Raw genomic sequence first — 20454 nt, 5'->3', positions numbered from 1 at the left:
CGCGTGGCATGAGTGCGAAATATGTCATCAAATTGGCCAAAATGATCATAAATTGATTTTGGATTCACTTCCAACTGGCGGCATAGGGTGCCGCGAGGGAGCCAATAGATCGCTGCACCGCCGCAAAGTCACACAAAAATAAGGTCACTTGGACGGGAACTACACCATGACAAAACTGACGCGTATTGCCGCCGCCATCGGGTTTTCTCTGGTCGCGACGGCAGGTCTGGCGCAGACGAATATCACGATTGCCACGGCCTATCAGGACAGCAATTTCCATACTCAGAACATCGCGCTGTTTGCAGCCGATGTCGAGGAAATGACCAATGGAGAAGTGACCTTCACGCTGCATACGGGCGCGTCGCTTTTGAAGATGCCCGAGATCATGCGCGGCGTTCAGACCGGCCAGGTCCAAGCGGGCGAAATCCTGCTTTCGGCCTATGGCCAGGAAAGCCCGTTTTTCGAGGTTGATGGCATTCCGTTCCTGTCACAGGGCCAGAAAACGGCCTGGCAGGTCTATGAACTCACGCTGCCGCATATTTCCGCGCGCCTTGAAGAGAAGGGCCTGATGCCGCTGTTCTCCGTGCCGTGGCCTGGGCAAGGGCTCTATGCGCAGAAGGAAATCAACTCCACATCGGACTACGAAGGCATCAAATTCCGCGCTTACAACGCGCTGACCGCGCGGTTTGCCGAACTGATGGGAGCTGTGCCGACCACCGTGCAATCGGCGGAAGTCCCGCAAGCCTTTGCGACAGGAGTCGTCAGTGCGATGATCACATCGGCTGCGACGGGCAACTACACAAAGGCCTGGGATTTCACAACGCACTACTATGACGTCAACGCGATGAACAACAAAAACATGGTCATCATGAATGTCGATGCGTTCAACGGATTGCCGGAAGCGCATCAAGACGCGATCTTGGCCGCGGCGGCCAAGGCGGAGACCCGGGGCTGGATCCTGTCGAACGACGTGCAAACGGAACTCACCGCGAACCTCATCGCCAATGGCATGATCGTCGATACCCCCAATGATGCCCTGATGGCGGAATTGGAGGACATCGGCGCCAAGATGGTTCAGGAATGGCTGGCCAAAGCCGGCGATAAAGGGGTCGAATTCTATGAGGCCTATCAGGCGCTTGAATGAGCTCTAGCGGCGGTGTTCGAGTCCCATGCGCAGAATTCTGGATGTTCTCTATTTTGGCGCAGCTCTGCTGGGAGCCCTGTTCATCGTCGCCATTGGACTTCTGATCTGCATCCAGGTGGCCGGGCGCCAGCTGGGCGTACACGTCAAAGGCGCGGATGATCTGACCGCCTGGAGTGTGGTCGCCGCAGGCTTTCTGCCACTTGCCTACACCTTTCGGAACGGCCGCCACATCCGGGTCACGCTGATCATCGAAAAGGCGGGCCGTTTCAAAAGGGCGATGGAATTCACCGTGCTGGTCGTCGGCCTGTTCTTTACCGGCTATCTCACCTACTCCTCAATGGATATGGTAAGGGACTCGATCCGCTTCAACGATCTGACCCAGGGCCTGATCAATATCCCGCTCTGGATTCCGCAAATCTCCATCCCCATCGGTGCCACCGTTCTGACCATCGCCATTCTCGACGATCTCTTGAGCCTGACCTTCGGGAAGTCCCCAAGCTACGTCCTGGCCGCGGAAAACGAAGACCCTTCGGACGTTCATCCAGACTGAGGTAGCAGCCTTGTCCCCGGAAACCGCCCAAATTGCGCTGACCATAGTCTTTTTCCTGTTCCTTTTTCTGGGATCGGGGATGTGGATTGCACTGTCCCTTTTGGGTGTCGGATGGGTCGGTTTGACGTTATTTACCTCCGTTCCGGTCGAGAAATCCCTTGCCACCTCGATCTGGCAAACCAATGCCAGTTGGTCGCTGGCGGCTCTGCCGCTCTTTATCTGGATGGGCGAAATCCTGTTTCGGGCCAAGCTCTCGGAGACCTTGTTTCGGGGGCTTACGCCCTGGCTTGGCTGGCTGCCGGGGCGGCTGCTTCATGTGAACGTGGTGGGCAGCGGTTTTTTTGCCGCCGTCTGCGGCTCTTCCGCGGCGACCTGTGCGACCGTGGGGCGTATGTCGCTGCCTGAACTTCAGCGTCTCGGCTATGACCGGACTCTGGCGGTCGGCAGTCTTGCCGGCTCGGCCACCCTGGGGCTGTTGATCCCGCCATCGATCATCATGATCGTTTACGGCGTTGCGGCGGATGTCTCGATTGTGCGGCTGTTTCTGGCCGGCGTCTTTCCCGGCCTCATGATCATGGCCCTGTTCTCGGGCTATATCGTGGTACGCGCGTGGCTCTCGAAAGATGTCGCGCCCGGGGTGATGGAACGCGTCTCGCTCTCCGAAAAACTGCGCCGCTCCAAGGGATTGTTCCCGATCATGCTGCTGATCCTGGGCGTGATCGCATCGATTTATGGCGGCATCGCCACCGCGACCGAGGCCGCGGCGGGTGGCGTTCTCGGCTCCCTGATCCTCTCAGCCTGGTCCCGCACCCTGAACCTCAGGATGCTGGCCGCCAGCCTGATGAGCGCGACGCAGCTGTCTTGCATGATCTTCCTGATCCTGTCGGGGGCGGCCTTCCTGACCACCTCTTTTGCCTATCTGGGCATCCCGGCTGCCGTGGCCGGTTGGGTTGGCGCAATGGACCTGCATCCCTACACGCTGATGATCGCGCTCTGCGTCTTGTATGTGATCCTGGGCTGCTTCATCGAAGGGATCTCCATGATTGTCTTGACCACGGCTGTGGTGCTGCCACTGGTGGCGCAAGCGGGCTTTGACCTGCTTTGGTTCGGCATCTTCGTGATCGTCGTGGTGGAGGCCGCACAGATCACACCGCCCCTTGGGTTCAACCTCTTTGTGATCCAGGGCCTCACGGGCCACAGCATTTTCCGTGTAGCGCGCGCGGCCCTGCCGTTTTTCTTCCTGCTGATCGCGGGTGCGGCCATCATTACGGTTTTCCCGCAGGTCGCCCTGTGGCTGCCCTCCACGATGGACGGCTGATGCTGTCATGGCGCATGTGTTTCGGCGCAGATCCCAGGAGGAGCCGATACGGGTTGATTTCTACATTGGCGATCGTTTCACGGTCCTGCCTTTCATCAACGCGCTGGACCCGCTGCGCATGGCCAACCTGGCCAGCGGCAAGACTCTTTTCGAAACCCGCATCATTTCCGACGACGGTCAACCTGTCACCGCGATCAACGGGATGCGGTTCGAGGTCGACGCCGCCACCGGTGACGTTCAGCGCGCTGACAACATTTTTATGTTCATCGGGTTCGATCCGTTGATGGAGGTGCCCCCCGCACTCGCCAACTGGCTGCGCCGACTGGTCGTGCAGGGCGCGCACCTTGGCGCGGCGGGCGCCGGGGCGCTGTTTCTGGCCCAGGCTGGTTTGCTGGACGGGTATTCCGCGACGATCCACTGGAATTATCGCGACAGCTTTCTGGAGAGTTTTCCCAGGATCCGCCTGTCACGCAATACGTTCGAGATTGACCGCAACCGCTTCACCTGCGCGGGCGGGACTGCGACCATGAACCTGATGCTGCACGCCATCGCTGTCCATTTCGGACGGGATCTCGCCTCGGAGGTCGCAGACCTGTTCATCGCCGGAGAAATCGGCCGATCGGACACGAAATTGCCCCGCATGCGGCGGGCTCGGGTCGGGGTGGCCCAGAACTCGTTGCGCTTTGTCGCCGACGAAATGGAGGCCCATATCGAAGATCCGCTCAGCATTGTGGACCTTGCCGCGCGGGCCAACATCTCGCACAGATCGCTCACACGGCTGTTCAAGGAGTATTTTCAGGTAACACCGGTGCAATACTATCGGCGCCTCAGGTTACAGCATGGGCGGCGGCTGATGCAGCAAACGGATATGCCCGCCACACAAGTGGCGCTGGCCAGCGGGTTTCGCTCGCCCGAGCATTTCTTTCGCAGCTACCGAAAGGAATTCGCCTGTTCGCCCACCGATGACAGACGAAAAAGCCGCCAGTTCACCGAGGAGCGGCGGGAAGAATGATGCGGCTTGTGGATTTTGGCGGCAAGGGCCGCCACCGATTCAGCCCCTATGCCTGGCGCACCAAGCTGGCATTGGCTCACCTTGGGCTGGACCACGAGACGAGCGAGATCACGTTCTTGGACAAATCAGCGCTGGCAGGAGTGATTGAACATGCCCAGGCGCCGGTGCTGGTCGCGGGCGGGGATGTGGTGACCGACAGTTGGGACATCGCGCTTTATATGCACGCCACGTTTCCGGCGCAGGTTCCACTTTTTGCAGATGACGGGCAGATGGCCTTTGCGGCATATCTCAACGCCTGGGTGCCTCGGGTTCTCTACCCGGTCATTTTGCCGATGATCGCCGTCGACGTTATCACCAAGGTCCTGCCGGAGGAGCAAGCCCATTATCGCAAGACGCGCGAAGCGCTGCTGGGATGCAGCCTGGAGGAGGCCGCACTCAACCGCGCGGACCTTGCCCGGGACCTGAGCGCGCATCTGGAGCCGATACGTGCCGTTCTCGCCCGCTCGCCGTTTCTCAACGGCGACGTGCCCGGATACAGCGACTACATCCTCGGCGCGCTCTTTTTATGGATCCGGGGAACCTCGCCGTTTCAGCCGCTGTGCGCGGATGATCCCGTCACGGATTGGCGCGCGAGGCTCTTCGACCGGTACAGTGATCTCATCATGGCCACGGACGGTTACGGGTGGTGACCGATTTCGTCACCCCGACTCGCAAAAAAGATCACAAATGACCGAGGGCACGCGATAATTTCACCGGAAGCGGTTCAGGGAGCGAGACACATGCATAGCGCAGGAACGCAGGTTCGCGTTGGAATTGATATCGGCGGAACCTTTACGGATGTTGCACTGGAAACCAAAGGCACCCGGTTTACGGCGAAGCTCCTGACGACGCTCGATAATCCGGTGGATGCCTGTATGGATGGTCTGGGTCAGGTGGTCCCGGAGGCCGGGATTACGCCAGGCGATATCGACGTTATCGTTCATGGCACGACCCTGGCCACGAATGCGGTGATCGAACGCAAAGGTGCGGTGACCTCGATGGTCACCACACAAGGGTTCCGCGATGTCATCGAAATCGGAACCGAGGGCCGCCCGGAACAATATGATGTCAACATCCTGAAGCCCGAACCGCTGGTGCCCCGCCGCCGCCGGTTTACCGTCTCGGAACGCCTGAACAGCGCCGGTGACGCGCTGCGGCCGCTCAATGAAGCAGAACTTGAAGCGCTTCTGCCGGAACTCGACAAAGCCGGGACCGAGGCGCTGGCGATCTGTTTTCTCCACGCTTATGTGAATCCGGCCCATGAGAAAGCGGCCCGGGATTTCTTCGCGGCCAGACGGCCCGCTTGGCTGATCTCGATTTCATCCGACATATCGCCGGAGTTTCGCGAGTTCGAGCGGTTCTCCACCACCTGCACGAATGCCTATGTGCAGCCGCAGGTTTCGAAATATCTCGCCGAGTTCCAGGAACGGCTGAAGGCTGCGGGCTATGGCTGTGAGATGCTGATGATGCTCTCCAGTGGCGGCCTGACCACCGTTCAGACGGCACGGGAGGTCCCGGTGCGGCTGATCGAATCCGGTCCGGCGGGAGGGGCGATTTTCGCCTGCGACGTGGCGCGGCGCCTGGACGTTGATAAGGCGATCTCCTTCGACATGGGCGGCACCACCGCCAAGATCTGCCTGATCGATGACCACAAGGCGCAATCGAGCCGCCGCTTCGAGGTCGCACGGGTTTATCGATTCCGAAAGGACAGCGGACTGCCGTTGCGCATCCCCGTCATCGACATGGTGGAGATTGGAGCCGGCGGCGGGTCCATCGCCCATATTGACGCCTTGGGACGTCTGGCGGTCGGTCCTGAAAGTGCTGGCTCGATGCCCGGTCCGGCCTGCTATGGCACGGGTGGTGAGGAGCCGACCGTGACCGATGCCAATCTCGCGCTTGGCCGCATCGATCCCGTCGGGTTCGCGGGCGGATCGATGGAACTTGATAGCCAGGCCGCCGGGATCGCTTTGGCGGAATCTGTGGCCAGACCCTTGGGCATGCGGCCTTTAGCGGCGGCCTATGGCATAACCGAAATGGTCTGCGAGAACATGGCCAGTGCGGCGCGGGTGCATGCGATCGAAAGTGGAAAGAATGCCGACGATCGCGCGTTGATTGCCTTTGGCGGCGCCGCGCCGCTCCATGTCTGCCAGATGGCCGACAAGCTGGGCATTGACCGGATCATCATTCCTGCCAACGCCGGGGTTGGGTCCGCTGTGGGATTCCTGCGCGCGCCGGTCTCCTACGAGGTCGTCCAGACCCACTATCAGCAGCTCGATCAATTCGATGTCGGGGCCGCCAACGCCGCGCTGGACCAGATGGAGGCGCAGGCCGAAGCCAATGTGAAACTGGGAGCGCAGGCCGGTGCCAGGTTGACGATCCACCGCGTGGCTTACATGCGCTATCACGGGCAAGGACATGAGATCTCCGTCGTTCTGCCCCAAGGGACGCTTGGGCCAGACGCGGCCGATACGCTGCAGGACCTTTTCGACGCCGAATATAACGCCGTCTTCGGCCGCAACATCGGCAACATCGCGAAAGGCGAGATCGTCAGCCTCGCAGTGACCGTGACGACCGATCCTTACGCGGACGTGACCGCCAACGCCTCGGCATCCGCCGATGGCATAGCCGGCGGATCGCGCAAGGCGTTCGACAGCGCAAGCGAGACCGAGCTCGAATTTGCCGTCGTGCCGCGGGACAGCCTGCCGACGGTGGGGCCCATCGCCGGCCCGGCCATCATCACCGAAAAGGAAACCTCTATCGTGGTCTCCTCGGTTTTTGAGGCCCGCGCGCTGAAGGGCGGAGACATTGAATTGTTGCGTACCGCAAGGCGCGCTCTGGCCAGGGAGGTTTGCGACCGACATGAAAGAGCTTGAACTTCTTCGTAAACAGCTGATCTGGAGCCGGTTGATTTCGGCCATTGAAGAACAAGCCCAGACCGTCATTCGGACGGCCTTCAGCCAATCGGTCCGCGAATGCGGTGACCTCTCGGCGGGGGTGTTCAACCGCCGCGGCGATATGGTGGCGCAAGCGGTGACCGGAACGCCGGGTCATGTGAACGCCATGGCCATCTGCGTCAAACACTTCATCGAGAAATTCCCCGTGGATGAGATGAAACCCGGCGACGTCTTTTGTACCAACGATCCCTGGCTGTCGGTCGGGCATTATCATGATGTGACCGTGGTGACCCCGGCGTTTCACAAAGGTCGGATGGTTGGGCTGCTGGCCAATACCTGTCATATCGTGGACATGGGCGGACGCGGTTTCGGTCCGGACAGCCGGCAGGTTTATGAGGAAGGGATCAATATCCCGATCATGCATCTGGCGCGCGAAGGCGTGGTGAACGAAGACCTGATGGGCCTCTTGCGCACCAATGTGCGCAACGCGCGGGACATGGAAGGCGATTTTTACGCCATGATGACCTGCAATGACGAGGGCGCGCGGCGGCTTGTGTCGATCCTGGAAGAATTCGAACTCAACGATATCGAGGAGGTGGGCGACTACATTATTGCCCAGTCCCGGGAGTCGATCCGCGACGCGATCCGTCAACTGCCCGATGGGGTCTATGAAAACGAAACGGAGCTCGACGGGTTCACCGACCCGATCCGCCTGAAGGCGAAGCTGACCATCTCAGGCGATCAGCTGAGCATTGATTATGACGGCACGTCGGAGGCAAGCCTGTTCGGCATCAACGTCGTCATGAATTTCTGTATTGCCTATACGGTCTTCGGTGTGAACTGCATCGTCGGTCCGGAAGTGCCCTGCAATGCGGGCTCCATCAATGTGGTGGATGTGCATGCGCCGCTGGGTTCGATCCTGAATGTGGAGCGACCCATGCCCGTTTCGGCCCGTCATGTTATTGGGCAGATGCTGCCGGATCTGGTGTTTGGCTGCCTGGCGCAGGCCGCTCCGGACAAGGTCCCGGCCGAGGGGGCCGGGGCCATGTGGAACCCGATGTTCCGCGGCGGCAGGACGGCGGTCGATCCGGAGGTGGCGGCAAGCGCGCCCGTTCTGACCGAGGATTTCGATGTGATCACCTTCAACACCGGCGGCACGGGCGGGCGTCCGACGCTGGATGGCATGTCGACGACCGCCTTTCCCTCCGGCGTGCGCACGCCACCGGTAGAGGCAATCGAGGCGCAGTACCCGCTGATCATATGGCGCAAGGAGTTTCGCGAAGGCTCCGGCGGAGCCGGAGCATTTCGCGGCGGGCTGGGTCAGGTTCTGGAATTCGGCTGTGAAGGCGGCGCGCCGTTCAGCATAGCCGCAATGTTTGATCGCACATGGCAGGCGCCCAAGGGCCGTCATGGGGGGCTCGACGGTGCGGCAGGCGTTGTGCGCACCGACACAAATGCGCCGCTGAAAAGCAAAGGGCGCCAGACGGTGCCCTATGGCCGGAAGCTTGTGCTGGAGATGCCCGGCGGCGGCGGCTATGGAGACCCGATGACGCGTGATGCGGAGTTGGTGCGGCAAGATGTGCTTGACGATCTGATCACGGTCCAGGCGGCGCGTGACGACTATGGCGTGGTGCTGACGGCGGATCTGCGCGTCGATCCGGTCGCAACTCAGGCGCAGCGCATGCAGACGGATCGGTTGGCATGACGGTGAAACCGTTTCTTTACCTGGACAATTGGCACGCGCCGCAGCCCGAGACCCGGTTTGACCGGGCCATTGCCGCCAGCGGTTTAACGGTTGAAACCTGTAGAACCAATCTGGGCGAATTCCCGTCCGATCATGATTATTGCGGCGTCTATGTCAGTCCGAGTTTCGATGCGGCCTATGACGATCTGCCCTGGGTCCATCGCTTGCACAAGTTGCTGCCCGAGCTTGCCGCGCGGCAAACCCCCATGATCGGGCTGTGCTTTGGCTGCCAGATATTGGCCTCTGCTCTGGTCGGGCGCGAAACGGTGTTCAAACGCGCGACCCATGAAGGCGGGCGTGGCACGATTGTGCTGAGCGCGGCGGCGCGGAACGATCCGCTGTGTCACAAGCTGCCGGAACGCTTTGATGTCTATCACTGGCACGGCGATGAAGTTGTGGCAAAGCGCGAGGAGATCATCGTTCTGGCGGACGGCGCGGGCTGCGGCAATCACCTCTGGCGCTGGTCCGATGGTCCGGTTTGGGGTGTTCAACCGCATCCGGAAATGGCAGAGCCCGACTTGCGTGCCTGGTTTTCACAGAACCGTCTCAGGTTTGAAAACAACGGTCATGATGTGGAGGATTATCTTGCGCAGTGCTTTACCGCCGATCTCGGGTTTTCAGTGCTTGAACGTTTCCTTGAAACGATCACGGCCCCGCAAACCCCGGTTTCTTAGACAGCGTCCATGGCCTCGACAGGACCCCCGACCATGATCCAGGACAATCCAGACCTTTTGGCCGAGATACGCGACCGTTTCGCGCATGTAGACAGTTGTCCGTTTCAGGGCGATCGCATCTTCTTTGAAAACGCAGGAGGTGCGCTGACGCTGAAGTCGGTTGTCGAGACGTCCGGATTTTATGCGGCGATCCCGGACAACCCGGGCCGCATCAACCCGGCAGGCAAGGCCGCACAGGATGTGATCAACAAGGCCAAGGCGGACTTGGCCGTTTTCATGAACGCGACCTCGGGACAGTTTTTTGCCGGTGAAAGCGGCACGGAACTGCTTTTCCGCATGATCCGCACGGCTTGTCTGAGCGCGCCGAAGGGCGCCAGGGTGATTGGCTCATCCATCGAACATCCTGCTTCTCGCAGCGCCGCCCGCCGCTGGGCCGCAATTGCGGAGCTGGAGTATGTGAATGTGCCCCATGATGACGCCACGGGTCTTGTCACCGCCGAGGATTACAGCGCCTTGATGACGCCCGATGTGGCGGTGGCCACGATCCTGCACGCCTCTCCGGTGACGGGGATGGGCATGGATGTTACCGCGATTTCGGCGGCGATCCGCGCGGTTTCACCGGACTGTCTGATCATCGTCGATGGAATCCAGCATGCCGCGCATGGGCAGTTGGATCTGGACGCCTATAATGTCGATGGCTATGCGATTTCGCCCTACAAGATGTTCTCGCGCCACGGTTACGGCATCGCCTGGATTTCCGACAGGCTGGGCGCGCTTCCGCATGACATGCTGATCGACGCACCGGCGACAGGTTGGGAATTCGGGACACGAGACACCGGTTCTTACGCCACTCTGTCCGACGTCGTGGCCTATTTCGACTGGCTCGGCGGAGAGGTTTCGCAGGAAACCGACCCGCGCAGGCGGATCGAAGCGGCAGGCCGTGCCATTCACGCCTATGAAACCCACCTGAGCAATGCCATGATCAACGGCATCGGCAATCTTCGAGGACTGCGCGATCTGGAAAATGTCACCATTCTGGGCGGTGCCGACAATCCGGCGCGTGAAGGCCTGGTGTCCATTGTTGTCGATGGGATGTCGTCGGAAGAGGTGGTCAGCGCGCTCAATGCCCAAGGCATCCGCACGCATACGCGCAAAGCGGATCATTACAGCGGGAATGTACTGTCCCCGCTCGGCATGACAGACTGCATTCGGATTTCCTTTTGCCATTACAACACGGAGCGCGAGGTGGCCAGATTGCTGGCCACTCTGACAGAGATCGCTCAGGAAGGGGACACTGACGGGTCGGCCGGAAGTCTTGCATCTGCATAGATTTCCGTGAGTTGGGGAGACCTTTGTGTGGCACTGCCACCTGTTCCGCGCGGTGGATCTCGGCCATCCGCACCAATGGATCAAAGGCTTGCCGAGTGGCGCCAACATGGGCGGGCGTGGCCACCGGGATCGGCAAACCGTCCGCCACGGTCACGCCACGCTCGGCGAGCAAGTCGGGTGAAACCGCTCGCTTACATGCTGGAGGCCAGAGGTGAGTGTCCGTCGCGGTTTCTCTGTCGAAGGGCAAACCAGATTGCGCCCAAGATCAGAAGAATGTTGATTGCAATCAGTACGGCGGAGACGGGACGCTCCAGGAAAATCCAATGTCCGTCCTGGGAAATCAGCAAAGACCGCCGATAGTTGTTTTCAAGAAGCGGACCGAGAATTGTCCCGATCACGACCGGAGCCAATGGATAGTCGGCTGCCCTGAACAATATGCCGATCAATCCAAAAGCGAGCATGACCCAAAGATCGAATATTGACGCTTGAAGCGCAAATGTACCGATGGCGCACAGAAGAAGCACAATCGGAATGAGATGTGATTTTCTTAACCGCAGCACGTAGACGAATACCGGCGTTGTCAAAATACCGGCAAAGAGCAGAAAAACATTTGAAGTCAGATAGACCAGGAAGACGCCGCCCGCGATCTCCGGTTGCTGTTCGAACAATGTCGGCCCCGGAAAGAAACCGAGAATGAGGAGCGCACCGATGAGAACGGCCGACGCTGCGTCTCCGGGTATGCCCAATGCAAGAGACGGAACCAGCGTTCCACCGACAGTGGCGTTGTTGGCGCTTTCTGTTGCCACGATACCGCCCTCAGCTCCCTCGCCGTATTTTTCCTCCGGTCTTGCGGCAGCTTTCGCCGCGGCATAGGCGGTAAATGAACTGATCACGCCCCCCGCTCCGGGAAGCGAGCCGAAGAACGCACCGATGGCGGACGATCTCAAAAGATTGACCCAATGTCCGAGGGTCAGGGCTATGGATGAAAAACTCGCCCGCACCATGGGAATATCGGGCTTGCTGGTCAATCCGAGCGTGAGCGGTGTGAAGAAAAGGGCAAACCCGAGACCAAGAGACTCTGCCAGCATCATCTCACCAAGGAATATTCAGACGCCAAAATCCACCTGGCAGTACGATTTTCAGGAATACTTCAAACAGAAATGCCGCCCCGAAGGAAATGCCGAGCCCATAGATCAAGGCGGGCACAGGCCTGCGATATCCGCCGAGCCAGAGAAGGGCGACGAGCATGGGCGGGGTTGACAGGTGATACCCCAGGGTGCCCAAGGCAAACAGATAGACGACAAAGAGACCGACAAGCCGGCCGACGGCATCATCTCTGCGGTTCGGATCATTCGAACTGTATGGCGAGGCGATTGCCGTGCGCGAGGGCCCACGGCCGATGCTGCGTCGCTGCGCATGTTCATGGCCGTTGATCGCACATCCAAATGTACATGTGCGGAGTTGCATGAGCGAGGCACCAAGTATGCTGCCGGCAACTTCCTACACCGCTTGATTGAGGGCGTGCTCGATAAGATCCGTACCGTCCTCACGGACAATGGGACGCATCTCACTACGCCGGGCAGCGTCACCTGGGACTGAACATCTTTAGGTTCGAGGCGCTGACCGCGGCACCCTATCACGCCGACGAGTGCTGCGAGAAGGGTTGACCTCCTGAACTTTTTTCGATTCTGCTGGCGGCTTCCTTGACGGCCGCTGAATATGTTTCCAGCCTTTCCTCAGCTCTTTGGCTTGGCAGCACGACGCTGATGGTCAGGTCGCAGCGCCTGTCCATGTCCAAAATAGGCGCGGCAATGCAGGCCACCTGCTCGTCCGACTCGCTCATTTGAACGGAAAGCCGGCTTTCGACCGCGCTTTGCGCCTGCTTGCAGAGCGTGTCGAGATCCAACTCGGCACGACGGGTCGGGGAAGGCCGGCACGTTGATTCAAAGATCTCGCGACGTTCCGCGTATGGCAGATGGGAAACCAGCAGGCGGCCGGAGGCCGTCCAGTTCAGTGGCATTCTCGATCCAACGCGGCTGGAGACGCGCACCTGACGATTGGGTTCAAACATGTCGACCACGACCATCCATCCGCCATCCCGTCCGCACAGTTGAACTGTCTCGCCCAGAAGGTTGGAAAGCGATCGCATCTCCTCGCGGGCAATCGATAACAGAGATATCCGCGCGCTGAATGCCAGCCCGTAATGAAAAAGACGAGAGCCGAGCCAAAGTGTCCCGTCGGGACCACGCTCCAGAAACCCGATCTCGACCATCGTCTCGGAGACCGAATAGACAGTCGAAAGCGGCGCGTTGACGGACTTGGCGATCTCATACGGCGACTGCCCGTCGCTAGCCTCCATCAGATGCTCGCAAATCTGCTTGCACCGCTCCAGAGCGCCGGTGCGTTTCCGCTTCGGGTTGAACGCCGGGTTGTCGGCTGCGTCCGAATTCATGCTCTGCCCTCCAGATTATCCCCAACGGAATCAGATCGCTTAAAAGACTCCTATCATAATTACATTATTAGGGAATAAAATCAGAAATCTTCAAGTGCCGACATTCGGCGTGGTCAAGGTTTGGCTGTCGGCGTGGTGCCGGGCCCGGTGTTAATCGCCATGCCTTTCGGCGCTAAACCTGGACACAGGTATAGATATAATAATCTGAAAAAAATATATAATCTCTCTCCCCGGCCATCGCTTCGCTTTGCGTCCGCGTGCAGCCGCTGTCCAGAATCTTCCGTTTCATCAGTTGACATTAGGGAAACGCAATTATAGAATATATTACCCTATTATGGAATACCTGATAGAAACTTTATGACCCTGACTGGGAGGACAGCACAATGAGATACCTCGCTCACGCACTGACGGTGATAGGCATGGTTGTCGCCACGTTCATCGGCGGCGTGGCTGCCGCTGATGAGCGGCCGGTCCTTGGCATCGCGGCTATCGATCTTCAGAATTCTTTCTTCGTGCGCATGAAAGAGGCCGGTGACGTTGCGGCACAGGACTACGATGTGAAAACGGTCTGGCAGAGCGCCGAAGCCAGCCTCGAGCGGCAAATCGCCATCATCGAGAACTACATCGCGCAAGGCGTGGATGTGATCCTCATCGATCCCATGGACAAGAACGCGCTGATCCCTGTGATCAAGAAGGCCGAGGAAGCTGGCATCCCTGTCGTAACCATGGGCAACAGGGTCGAGGCGGGCTGGAACTATGCGACGCTTTATCCCGACATCGAGAACATGGGCATGGTCGCCCGCGCCCTGGGCAATTGGCTTGGCGGGGAAGGAAAAGTGGCCCTGCTGGTCGGCCAGCGCGGCAACTTCGTTTCCGACACAAGGGAAAAAGGCTTTGTAAGCGTGATCGAGTCGGAATTCCCGAACATCGAGATCGTCAGCGTTCAGCCGACCGACTGGGATTCTTCGAAGGCGACTGACATTGCCCAGACCGTGGTCACCGCGAATCCCGATCTGGCGGCCATCGCCTGCATCGCGGACATGCTCTGCCTGCCGGCGCAGGCGGGTGTCGCGGCGGCGGGCGGCGAGGTCATCTATGCCAGCCACGACGCCGACGCGGAACTGCTGCCGATGCTCAAGCGCGGCGACATGGTGATCAACGTGCTTACCGGCGCGTATCGCGTCGGCTATTGGAACGTCGCTGTCGGCGCGCGTCTTGCGCGCGGTGCCGAGTTCGAAACCAAGGAACTCAAAATGCCCACCTACTTCGTCACCAGCGACGGCAATGCCGAGAAGCTCAAGTCGCGCGGGCTCAGCTTCGAATATATTTCGCCCGACACGGCGGTCGTCGAAGCCACAAATTACTCCGAGCAGATGGGGCCGTCACAGCCTGATGCCATCCTGGCCGGAACGGCCGCCAATTAGACGACCTCCCGAGGCGTTTGGCCTGGGTGAGAATCTGCCCGGAGCCCTCCAGGCCGGGCAGATTCTCCGAGGCTAAGCTGTCATGAATCATCTTACGAACAAGATACACGCTGGAGAGTTCGCACTGATATTTCTGATTCTGGCGTCGATCCTGTTCTTTGGCGGGATGGCGCCGTTATTCTTATCTCTGCAATCCTTGCTGAATATCCTGCAGCAAACGTCCGTCGTGGCCCTCGTCGCGCTTGCGATGTCGGCGGTCATCGTGGCCCGGGGCATCGATCTTTCCGTCGGCGCGGTTCTGGCCGTCAGCGGTATTGTCGCGGCGCAAGCGCTGGCATTTACCGGCGGTTCGGCGGTCGCCGCGATCATCGCCGCCATCGCGGTCGGTGCCTCGGTCGGGCTCGTCAATGGCCTGATGATCAGTTTTCTCGGCATTTCGCCTTTCCTGGCCACGCTGGCCACGATGGCGGCCGCCAGGGGCGGCGCACTTTCGATATCGTCGGCAAGCAGCATCCAGGTCACCGACCCCGTTTTGATCTGGGCCGGCTCGGCACAGATGTTCGGCGTGCCGGTGCCGTTTTTCATCGCGCTCCTGGCTTGCCTGGTCTGGGCCTGGATTTTCTCCCGCACGGTGTTCGGCCGGTGGATATTCGCGGTCGGCGGGAACCGTGCCGCGGCGAGGGCCAGCCTGGTGCCCGTCCGCTTCGTTGAGGTCATGGTCTATGTTTTGGCCGGCGCGTCGGCCGGGCTCGGTTCGGTGATCGTGATCGGACGCCTCGGGTCGGCGCAGCCGCTGGCCGGAGTCGGGCTTGAGTTCGCCGCGATCACCGCAGCCGTCATAGGCGGCACAAAACTCTCCGGCGGCGAGGGCCGCATCCTCGGAACCGCGCTCGGCTGCCTGCTTGTCGGCTGCATCAATGTCGGGCTGGCCTTTCAGCAGGTGCCGCAACAGATCATCTATTTCGTAACCGGGCTGCTGATCCTGTTTGCGGTTGCATTGAGCCGCGTCGAGGGCCGGCTGTTCAAGCTGGCCGGCCGGAGCGGCTCTCGTCCGGCGGCACAATCTGAAAGCGGTCCGGTGGAAGCGGCCGCGGAAAAGACTTCCACCCGGAAAATCGAGCTGCGCGACATCACCAAGACGTTTGGCGGCGTGAACGCGCTGAGCCACGTCGATATGGTCGTGCGGTCCGGCGAAGTCGTCGCGCTGGCAGGCGAGAACGGCGCCGGCAAGTCGACCCTGGTGAAGTGTCTTTCCGGTGTCCATACGCCCGACAGCGGACAGATACTTCTCGACGGCAACGTTGTTGAACTGACCAATGTCTCGCGCGGCCGCGCCGCAGGCGTTGCCGTCATTCATCAGCACTTTCCGCTGGTATCCGCCCTGACGGTGGCCGAGAATATCTTTCTCGGCGCCGAGCCGCTTCGCGGCCCGCTGATTGACCGCGGGGCCATGCGCCGACGGGCCAGGCGCATATTGTCGGAGATCGATCTGGACATCGATCCGAACGCGCGCCTTTCGACGCTGACGGTGGGACAAAGACAGTTGGTCGAGATTGCCAAGTGCCTCGCCTCGGACGCCTGGCTTGTCATTATGGACGAGCCGACCTCGGCACTGACCAATAAGGAACGCGACAAGCTTTACGCGATTGTAAACGCCCTCAAGAAAAGGGGATGCGCGGTCCTCTATATCAGCCACAAGCTCGAGGAAATTTTCGAACTCTCCGACCGTATCGTCGTTCTGCGTGACGGCAAGCTGAGCGGCACCGGCAGGACCAGCGACCTGGACGAAAACAAGCTGATCGAAATGACCGTCGGGCGGTCATTGAGCAACGTGTTCCCGCATGCGCCAACGACCCCCGGCGAAGTCTGCCTGTCGGTATCGCACCTGTCGGACGGCCATCTTCTCAAGAACGCATCCTTCTCATTGCGCAAAGGCGAGGTGGTGGCGCTCGCCGGATTGCTCGGCAGCGGCCGCTCGGAAGTGATGCGGTGCATCGCCGGCCTGGACCGCTACATTTCCGGAGACATTCAGGTGTTCGGCCGGCGCCTGCCGCGCGGCGACATGATGAAAGGTGTGGACGCCGGCATCATCTACGTTCCCGAAGACCGCCATCTGGAGGGCGTGGTTCCCAAGATGTCGGTTCGCGACAATCTGATCCTTGCCTGGATGCGCCGCAACAGCGTCATGGGCGTTCTGCGCCAGAGGCGCGGCCGCGCCTTGGTCTCACGGATGATCGAACGCCTGGATGTGCGCCCTCCCAATCAGGCAAAGCCGACCGGGGAGCTGTCGGGCGGCAATCAGCAGAAGGTGGTCATCGGTAAGTGGCTCGCCACGAATCCGAGCATACTGCTGTTGGACGAGCCGACCCGCGGCGTCGATGTGGGCGCCAAGGCCGAGCTCCATCGATTGATCGCAGAGTTCAAAACCGCCGGCGCGGCGGTTCTTCTGGTGTCCAGCGAGCTTCCCGAGGTGTTGGGCGTGTCCGATCGCATATTGGTCATGCACGAGGGCAGGCTGATGGGTGAACTGCCCCGCGGGGCGAGCGAAGAAGAAGTCATGGCGCTGGCATTCGGGCGAAGGCCGTCCAAGGCGCAGACAGCCGATCAGACCGGCTCGAACAAACAGGAGGAGATTACGACATGACGAATGCAAAAATCCGCGTTGGCGTTGTCGGCGGCGGCTTCATGGGACGATTTCATGCACAGGCCATCGTCGACTGCCCGACGGCCGAGCTCGCCGGAATCGTCGACACATCCAGAGAAGTCGGAGAAGAAGCCGCGACGGCGTTTGAGGTTCCCTGGTTCAAGGATGTCGGAGATGCGCTCGACGCCAAGCAGTTCGATGCCTATGTCGTCGCGCTTCCCGACACCCTTCACCAGGACGCCACCTGCCGGTTGCTTGAGAACGGCGCGCCGGTCCTTCTGGAAAAGCCCATGGCGCATACGCTGGACGCGGCGAAGACCATCGCCGCGGCTGCGCGCAAGTCCGGCGCACCACTGCTGATCGGTCACGTCCTGCGGTTCGATCCCCGCTATGCGCAAGCCGCCGATCTGGTAAGGGATGGCGCGATCGGTGAGCCTATCCACGGTTCGAGCGGCCGCTTCTCCCTCAACATGATAGGCGCGCGAATGAACGGCACATCCAGCGTCTGTTTCTATCTGGGCGTTCATGACGTCGACGCTCTCCAGTGGATTTCCGGCTCCGACATCAAACGCGTCTATTCGCGTTCGGTTTCCAAGGCCATGCCCAAGGCGGGCGTGTCGTCCGAGGACGCCATTCTCAGCACATGCGAACTGACAAACGGCATGGCCGGTCAGCTTTACTTCGGCTGGAGCCTCCCCGACAGCGCTCCGACCGGCATCTGGGCAAGGACGGAGATCGTCGGAACGGAGGGCGTCATCGATCTCGATGTGCGCGATCATGGTTTGAGAGTCCTCTCGAAGGGCTCGTGGAGCCTGCCCGACGGCTCGCATTGGCCAACGGTAAACGGCCGCCTTGTCGGCGACCTGGCCGAAGAGATCCTTCACTTCACCACGGCGCTGCAATCGAACGGGGAGTTCATTATCCCCGTTTCGGACGCGCTTCGCGCCGTTGCGGTGAACGACGCGATCTTGCGCAGCGTGAAGAGCGGCGAACCTGAGGACGTGGAAGACTGGGCCATCTGAGCGGCTGGCCGGGAAGTGAGAGAAGCGATGGAGCGCGGTCCCTTGCAAGATTTGGCATTTCGCTATTCGCCCGCGATCATACTTGTCACCCTGCTGACGATCCTGAGCCTGATCGACAGCCGCATCATCGCGTTCTCGAACCTGCTCATTGTCATTGTGCAGGCAACCCCCATCGCCGTTCTGGCTCTGGGGGCTTTCCTCGTTCTTGTCACGGCGGGGATCGATCTGTCGGCCGGCGCCGTCGTGACGTTGTGTGCCGTTGTGACCGGTGTGGTTCTCCTGGAAGACGCGTCGCTTCCGCTCGCATTGCTGGCAGGATTTACGGTGGCAATCGCGTTTGGCGCCATCAACGGTGTTCTGGTCGGCTATATCGGCGTTCCGCCCTTTGTGGCGACGCTGGCGACCATGATCATTGCACAGGGGTTTACGCTCATAGCCGCGACGCGTGGCGTTCTGCTGGTCAGCAACGACTGGCTGCGGGAGTTCGGCTTGGGGACGATCGTGGGGATCCCGATATTGGTCGCCGCGACGGCCGTTGTCGCTGTCGCCCTGAACACCGCCATGCGGAGCACGCGGCTTGGTTTGTACACCTATGCGATCGGTTCGAACGCTGAAAGCGCGGTGCTCGCCGGCCTCAAATTGAGAAAGCAGCTGTTCGTGACCTATGTCTTTGCCGCCGCATTCTACTTTCTGGCGGCCGTCTTCATCGTATCGCGGATTCCGGTCATCACGCCCAATGTCGGCGGAACCGGCATTCTTTTGGATGGAATTGCCGCTGCGGTCATTGGCGGAACCAGCATCTATGGTGGAAAAGGAAGCGTGCCAGGGGTGATCGTCGGTGCACTGATTGTCAGCCTGCTGACCAACGCCCTGCGGGTCCTCGGCGTCGATCCATCCAGCATCCAATTGTACAAGGGGCTGATAATCGCGGCCGCGCTGATCCTCGATTCTCTTCTGAACCAGGCCTACAAAAGATCGGAGCATCACGAATGATCGCCGGACGGCCTGTCGGCCCTGCTGCTTACCGCAACCCGCTGAGCTTGGCTGCGGCAACCGAGTTGCTTAGCGCGCTCATCGCCATTCCAAGCATCAATCCGGCTTTCGAACTGCCGGAAACGCCCAGGCACTGGTACGGCGAACAGGCGATAGCCGAATTTGTCCATCAATGGCTCACAGAACTCGGGTTCGACGCTAAAATCCAGGGCGTGATGCCCGGACGTCCCAATGTCGTTGCCACCCTGAAAGGCAGTGGCGCCGGGCACCTGCTGTGGGAAGCGCACACCGACACGGTGCAGGTCGCGGGCATGTCGGTTCCACCCTTCGAGGCGACCTGTCGAAACGGCAACATCTTCGGGCGCGGAGCGGTTGACGACAAGGGCTGTCTGGCGGCCTTCATGCTCGCGTTGGCGGCGTTGCGCGACGATGCGCCGAAATGCTCCGTTACGCTGCTCGCCGCGGCTGATGAGGAAGCAGACTTCCGCGGCATCCTGCATCATTTGGAACAATTTAACGGATATGATGCCGGCATTGCGGGTGAACCGACCGGGTTGAGGTTGTTTTCCGCCTGCAAGGGGGTCATTCGCTGGAATGTTCACGTGCTTGGGCGAGCGGCACACAGCTCCACACCGCAAAGCGGCGTCGATGCGTTGACCTATGCCATGGAACTGACAAAGCGCTTCCGGGCTGTGGCCGCGGATGCGCCAGCCCATCCAACACTTGGCGACCCGACACTTGTTTGTACCGCACTACATGCGGGCGAAGGTCCGAATACGGTTCCGGCGCGTGCGGACCTGCGTTTCGAGTATCGCTATTTGCCCACCGACACCGGCGAAGGGGCTTGGGAGAGGTTTCTGAGCATCGCTAAGGAATTGGAGACGGAAGGTCCTGAAGAGCTGCAAATGGAGATGTGCCGGCCATTTATCGATTCGGCCGCCCAGGACGTTAGCCCGAACGAGCCTGTCGCTCGCGTCATGCAGCGGGTCTGCCGGGAATTCGGTGTCGATCCAGCGCTGAAAGGGGCCTCCTTCGGCTCGGATTCCAGCAAGATGTGTCACTTCGGCGTACCGACGCTGATATTCGGGCCCGGCCATATCGAGCAGGCGCACAGTTCCGATGAGCATGTGGCTGCCGGGCAGATCGTCCAGGCCGCAAAGATGCTGATCGCGATGGTCAAGCACTGGGGGACCTGAAGGGTCCCGGCCGTTTACG

17 protein-coding genes are annotated in these 20454 nt (G+C 60.3%); 14 read left to right on the top strand and 3 right to left on the bottom strand.

The window, feature by feature from the left end:
- Nucleotides 1-166 precede the first annotated feature (166 nt).
- The 9 genes from AC5E6N_RS03035 (at nt 167) to AC5E6N_RS02995 (ending at nt 10704) form a co-directional block, all read left to right on the top strand.
- Complete coding sequence (locus AC5E6N_RS03035; RefSeq protein WP_491746430.1) at nt 167-1144, top strand: TRAP transporter substrate-binding protein; 978 nt, start codon at nt 167-169, stop codon at nt 1142-1144.
- A 25-nt stretch (nt 1145-1169) separates the two neighbouring features.
- Complete coding sequence (locus AC5E6N_RS03030) at nt 1170-1694, top strand: TRAP transporter small permease (RefSeq protein WP_491746429.1); 525 nt, start codon at nt 1170-1172, stop codon at nt 1692-1694.
- A 10-nt stretch (nt 1695-1704) separates the two neighbouring features.
- Nucleotides 1705-3012, top strand: a complete 1308-nt coding sequence (locus tag AC5E6N_RS03025) for a TRAP transporter large permease (protein ID WP_491746428.1) — start codon at nt 1705-1707, stop codon at nt 3010-3012.
- A gap of 7 nt (nt 3013-3019) precedes the next feature.
- A complete protein-coding gene (locus tag AC5E6N_RS03020) occupies nt 3020-4024 on the top strand; it encodes a GlxA family transcriptional regulator (RefSeq protein ID WP_491746427.1) in 1005 nt (334 codons plus the stop codon).
- The gene (locus tag AC5E6N_RS03015; protein WP_491746426.1) at nt 4021-4713 is read left to right on the top strand and encodes a glutathione S-transferase N-terminal domain-containing protein; all 693 of its coding nucleotides are present in this window, start codon (nt 4021-4023) and stop codon (nt 4711-4713) included. Before AC5E6N_RS03020 ends, AC5E6N_RS03015 begins: the two co-directional genes overlap by 4 nt.
- Before the next feature lie 90 nt (nt 4714-4803).
- Nucleotides 4804-6936 (top strand): hydantoinase/oxoprolinase family protein, encoded by a 2133-nt coding sequence (locus tag AC5E6N_RS03010; protein ID WP_491746425.1) that lies wholly within the window; start codon nt 4804-4806, stop codon nt 6934-6936.
- Nucleotides 6923-8662, top strand: a complete 1740-nt coding sequence (locus AC5E6N_RS03005; protein WP_491746424.1) for a hydantoinase B/oxoprolinase family protein — start codon at nt 6923-6925, stop codon at nt 8660-8662. The genes AC5E6N_RS03010 and AC5E6N_RS03005 overlap by 14 nt, the downstream gene beginning before the upstream one ends.
- On the top strand, nt 8659-9375 hold the full coding sequence (locus AC5E6N_RS03000; RefSeq protein WP_491746423.1) for a type 1 glutamine amidotransferase: 717 nt from the start codon (nt 8659-8661) through the stop codon (nt 9373-9375). The genes AC5E6N_RS03005 and AC5E6N_RS03000 overlap by 4 nt, the downstream gene beginning before the upstream one ends.
- 9 nt (nt 9376-9384) lie before the next feature.
- Nucleotides 9385-10704, top strand: a complete 1320-nt coding sequence (locus tag AC5E6N_RS02995) for an aminotransferase class V-fold PLP-dependent enzyme (protein WP_491746422.1) — start codon at nt 9385-9387, stop codon at nt 10702-10704.
- Between the two features lie 191 nt (nt 10705-10895).
- Here the strand turns inward: AC5E6N_RS02995 and AC5E6N_RS02990 are convergent, their stop codons facing one another.
- The 3 genes from AC5E6N_RS02990 to AC5E6N_RS02980 form a co-directional block, all read right to left on the bottom strand.
- Nucleotides 10896-11792, bottom strand: a complete 897-nt coding sequence (locus tag AC5E6N_RS02990) for a tripartite tricarboxylate transporter permease (protein WP_491746421.1) — start codon at nt 11790-11792, stop codon at nt 10896-10898.
- Nucleotides 11793-11796: 4 nt separating this feature from the next.
- Entirely contained in the window at nt 11797-12171 is a 375-nt protein-coding gene (locus AC5E6N_RS02985; protein ID WP_491746420.1) for a tripartite tricarboxylate transporter TctB family protein, read from the bottom strand.
- A 169-nt stretch (nt 12172-12340) separates the two neighbouring features.
- Nucleotides 12341-13156 carry an IclR family transcriptional regulator gene (locus AC5E6N_RS02980; protein WP_491746419.1) on the bottom strand — a complete coding sequence of 272 codons (816 nt, stop codon included), beginning with the start codon at nt 13154-13156 and terminating at the stop codon, nt 12341-12343.
- Between the two features lie 383 nt (nt 13157-13539).
- On the opposite strand from AC5E6N_RS02980, the gene AC5E6N_RS02975 reads away from it, so the two are divergent.
- From AC5E6N_RS02975 to AC5E6N_RS02955, 5 genes are all read left to right on the top strand, one after another.
- Nucleotides 13540-14580 carry a sugar ABC transporter substrate-binding protein gene (locus AC5E6N_RS02975; RefSeq protein WP_491746418.1) on the top strand — a complete coding sequence of 347 codons (1041 nt, stop codon included), beginning with the start codon at nt 13540-13542 and terminating at the stop codon, nt 14578-14580.
- Nucleotides 14581-14662: 82 nt separating this feature from the next.
- Nucleotides 14663-17224, top strand: coding sequence for an ATP-binding cassette domain-containing protein (locus AC5E6N_RS02970; protein ID WP_491746417.1), 2562 nt, complete (start codon nt 14663-14665; stop codon nt 17222-17224).
- On the top strand, nt 17221-18246 hold the full coding sequence (locus tag AC5E6N_RS02965) for a Gfo/Idh/MocA family protein (RefSeq protein WP_491746416.1): 1026 nt from the start codon (nt 17221-17223) through the stop codon (nt 18244-18246). Before AC5E6N_RS02970 ends, AC5E6N_RS02965 begins: the two co-directional genes overlap by 4 nt.
- 42 nt (nt 18247-18288) lie before the next feature.
- The gene (locus AC5E6N_RS02960; protein WP_491746415.1) at nt 18289-19239 is read left to right on the top strand and encodes an ABC transporter permease; all 951 of its coding nucleotides are present in this window, start codon (nt 18289-18291) and stop codon (nt 19237-19239) included.
- Entirely contained in the window at nt 19236-20435 is a 1200-nt protein-coding gene (locus AC5E6N_RS02955) for a M20 family metallopeptidase (protein WP_491746414.1), read from the top strand. The genes AC5E6N_RS02960 and AC5E6N_RS02955 overlap by 4 nt, the downstream gene beginning before the upstream one ends.
- The last annotated feature ends 19 nt before the right edge of the window (nt 20436-20454 follow it).

This window comes from Hoeflea sp. (assembly GCF_984452065.1).
This window is presented reverse-complemented; position numbering and strand designations above follow the sequence as displayed.

Bases quoted from the DNA above. Each gene is read 5' to 3' on its own strand.
- AC5E6N_RS03035 (WP_491746430.1), top strand. From the start codon at position 167: ATGACAAAACTGACGCGTATTGCCGCCGCCATCGGGTTTTCTCTGGTC.
- AC5E6N_RS03030 (WP_491746429.1), top strand. From the start codon at position 1,170: ATGCGCAGAATTCTGGATGTTCTCTATTTTGGCGCAGCTCTGCTGGGA.
- AC5E6N_RS03020 (WP_491746427.1), top strand. From the start codon at position 3,020: ATGGCGCATGTGTTTCGGCGCAGATCCCAGGAGGAGCCGATACGGGTT.
- AC5E6N_RS03015 (WP_491746426.1), top strand. From the start codon at position 4,021: ATGATGCGGCTTGTGGATTTTGGCGGCAAGGGCCGCCACCGATTCAGC.
- AC5E6N_RS03010 (WP_491746425.1), top strand. From the start codon at position 4,804: ATGCATAGCGCAGGAACGCAGGTTCGCGTTGGAATTGATATCGGCGGA.
- AC5E6N_RS03005 (WP_491746424.1), top strand. From the start codon at position 6,923: ATGAAAGAGCTTGAACTTCTTCGTAAACAGCTGATCTGGAGCCGGTTG.
- AC5E6N_RS03000 (WP_491746423.1), top strand. From the start codon at position 8,659: ATGACGGTGAAACCGTTTCTTTACCTGGACAATTGGCACGCGCCGCAG.
- AC5E6N_RS02995 (WP_491746422.1), top strand. From the start codon at position 9,385: ATGGCCTCGACAGGACCCCCGACCATGATCCAGGACAATCCAGACCTT.
- AC5E6N_RS02990 (WP_491746421.1), bottom strand. From the start codon at position 11,792: ATGCTGGCAGAGTCTCTTGGTCTCGGGTTTGCCCTTTTCTTCACACCG.
- AC5E6N_RS02985 (WP_491746420.1), bottom strand. From the start codon at position 12,171: ATGCAACTCCGCACATGTACATTTGGATGTGCGATCAACGGCCATGAA.
- AC5E6N_RS02980 (WP_491746419.1), bottom strand. From the start codon at position 13,156: ATGAATTCGGACGCAGCCGACAACCCGGCGTTCAACCCGAAGCGGAAA.
- AC5E6N_RS02975 (WP_491746418.1), top strand. From the start codon at position 13,540: ATGAGATACCTCGCTCACGCACTGACGGTGATAGGCATGGTTGTCGCC.
- AC5E6N_RS02970 (WP_491746417.1), top strand. From the start codon at position 14,663: ATGAATCATCTTACGAACAAGATACACGCTGGAGAGTTCGCACTGATA.
- AC5E6N_RS02965 (WP_491746416.1), top strand. From the start codon at position 17,221: ATGACGAATGCAAAAATCCGCGTTGGCGTTGTCGGCGGCGGCTTCATG.
- AC5E6N_RS02955 (WP_491746414.1), top strand. From the start codon at position 19,236: ATGATCGCCGGACGGCCTGTCGGCCCTGCTGCTTACCGCAACCCGCTG.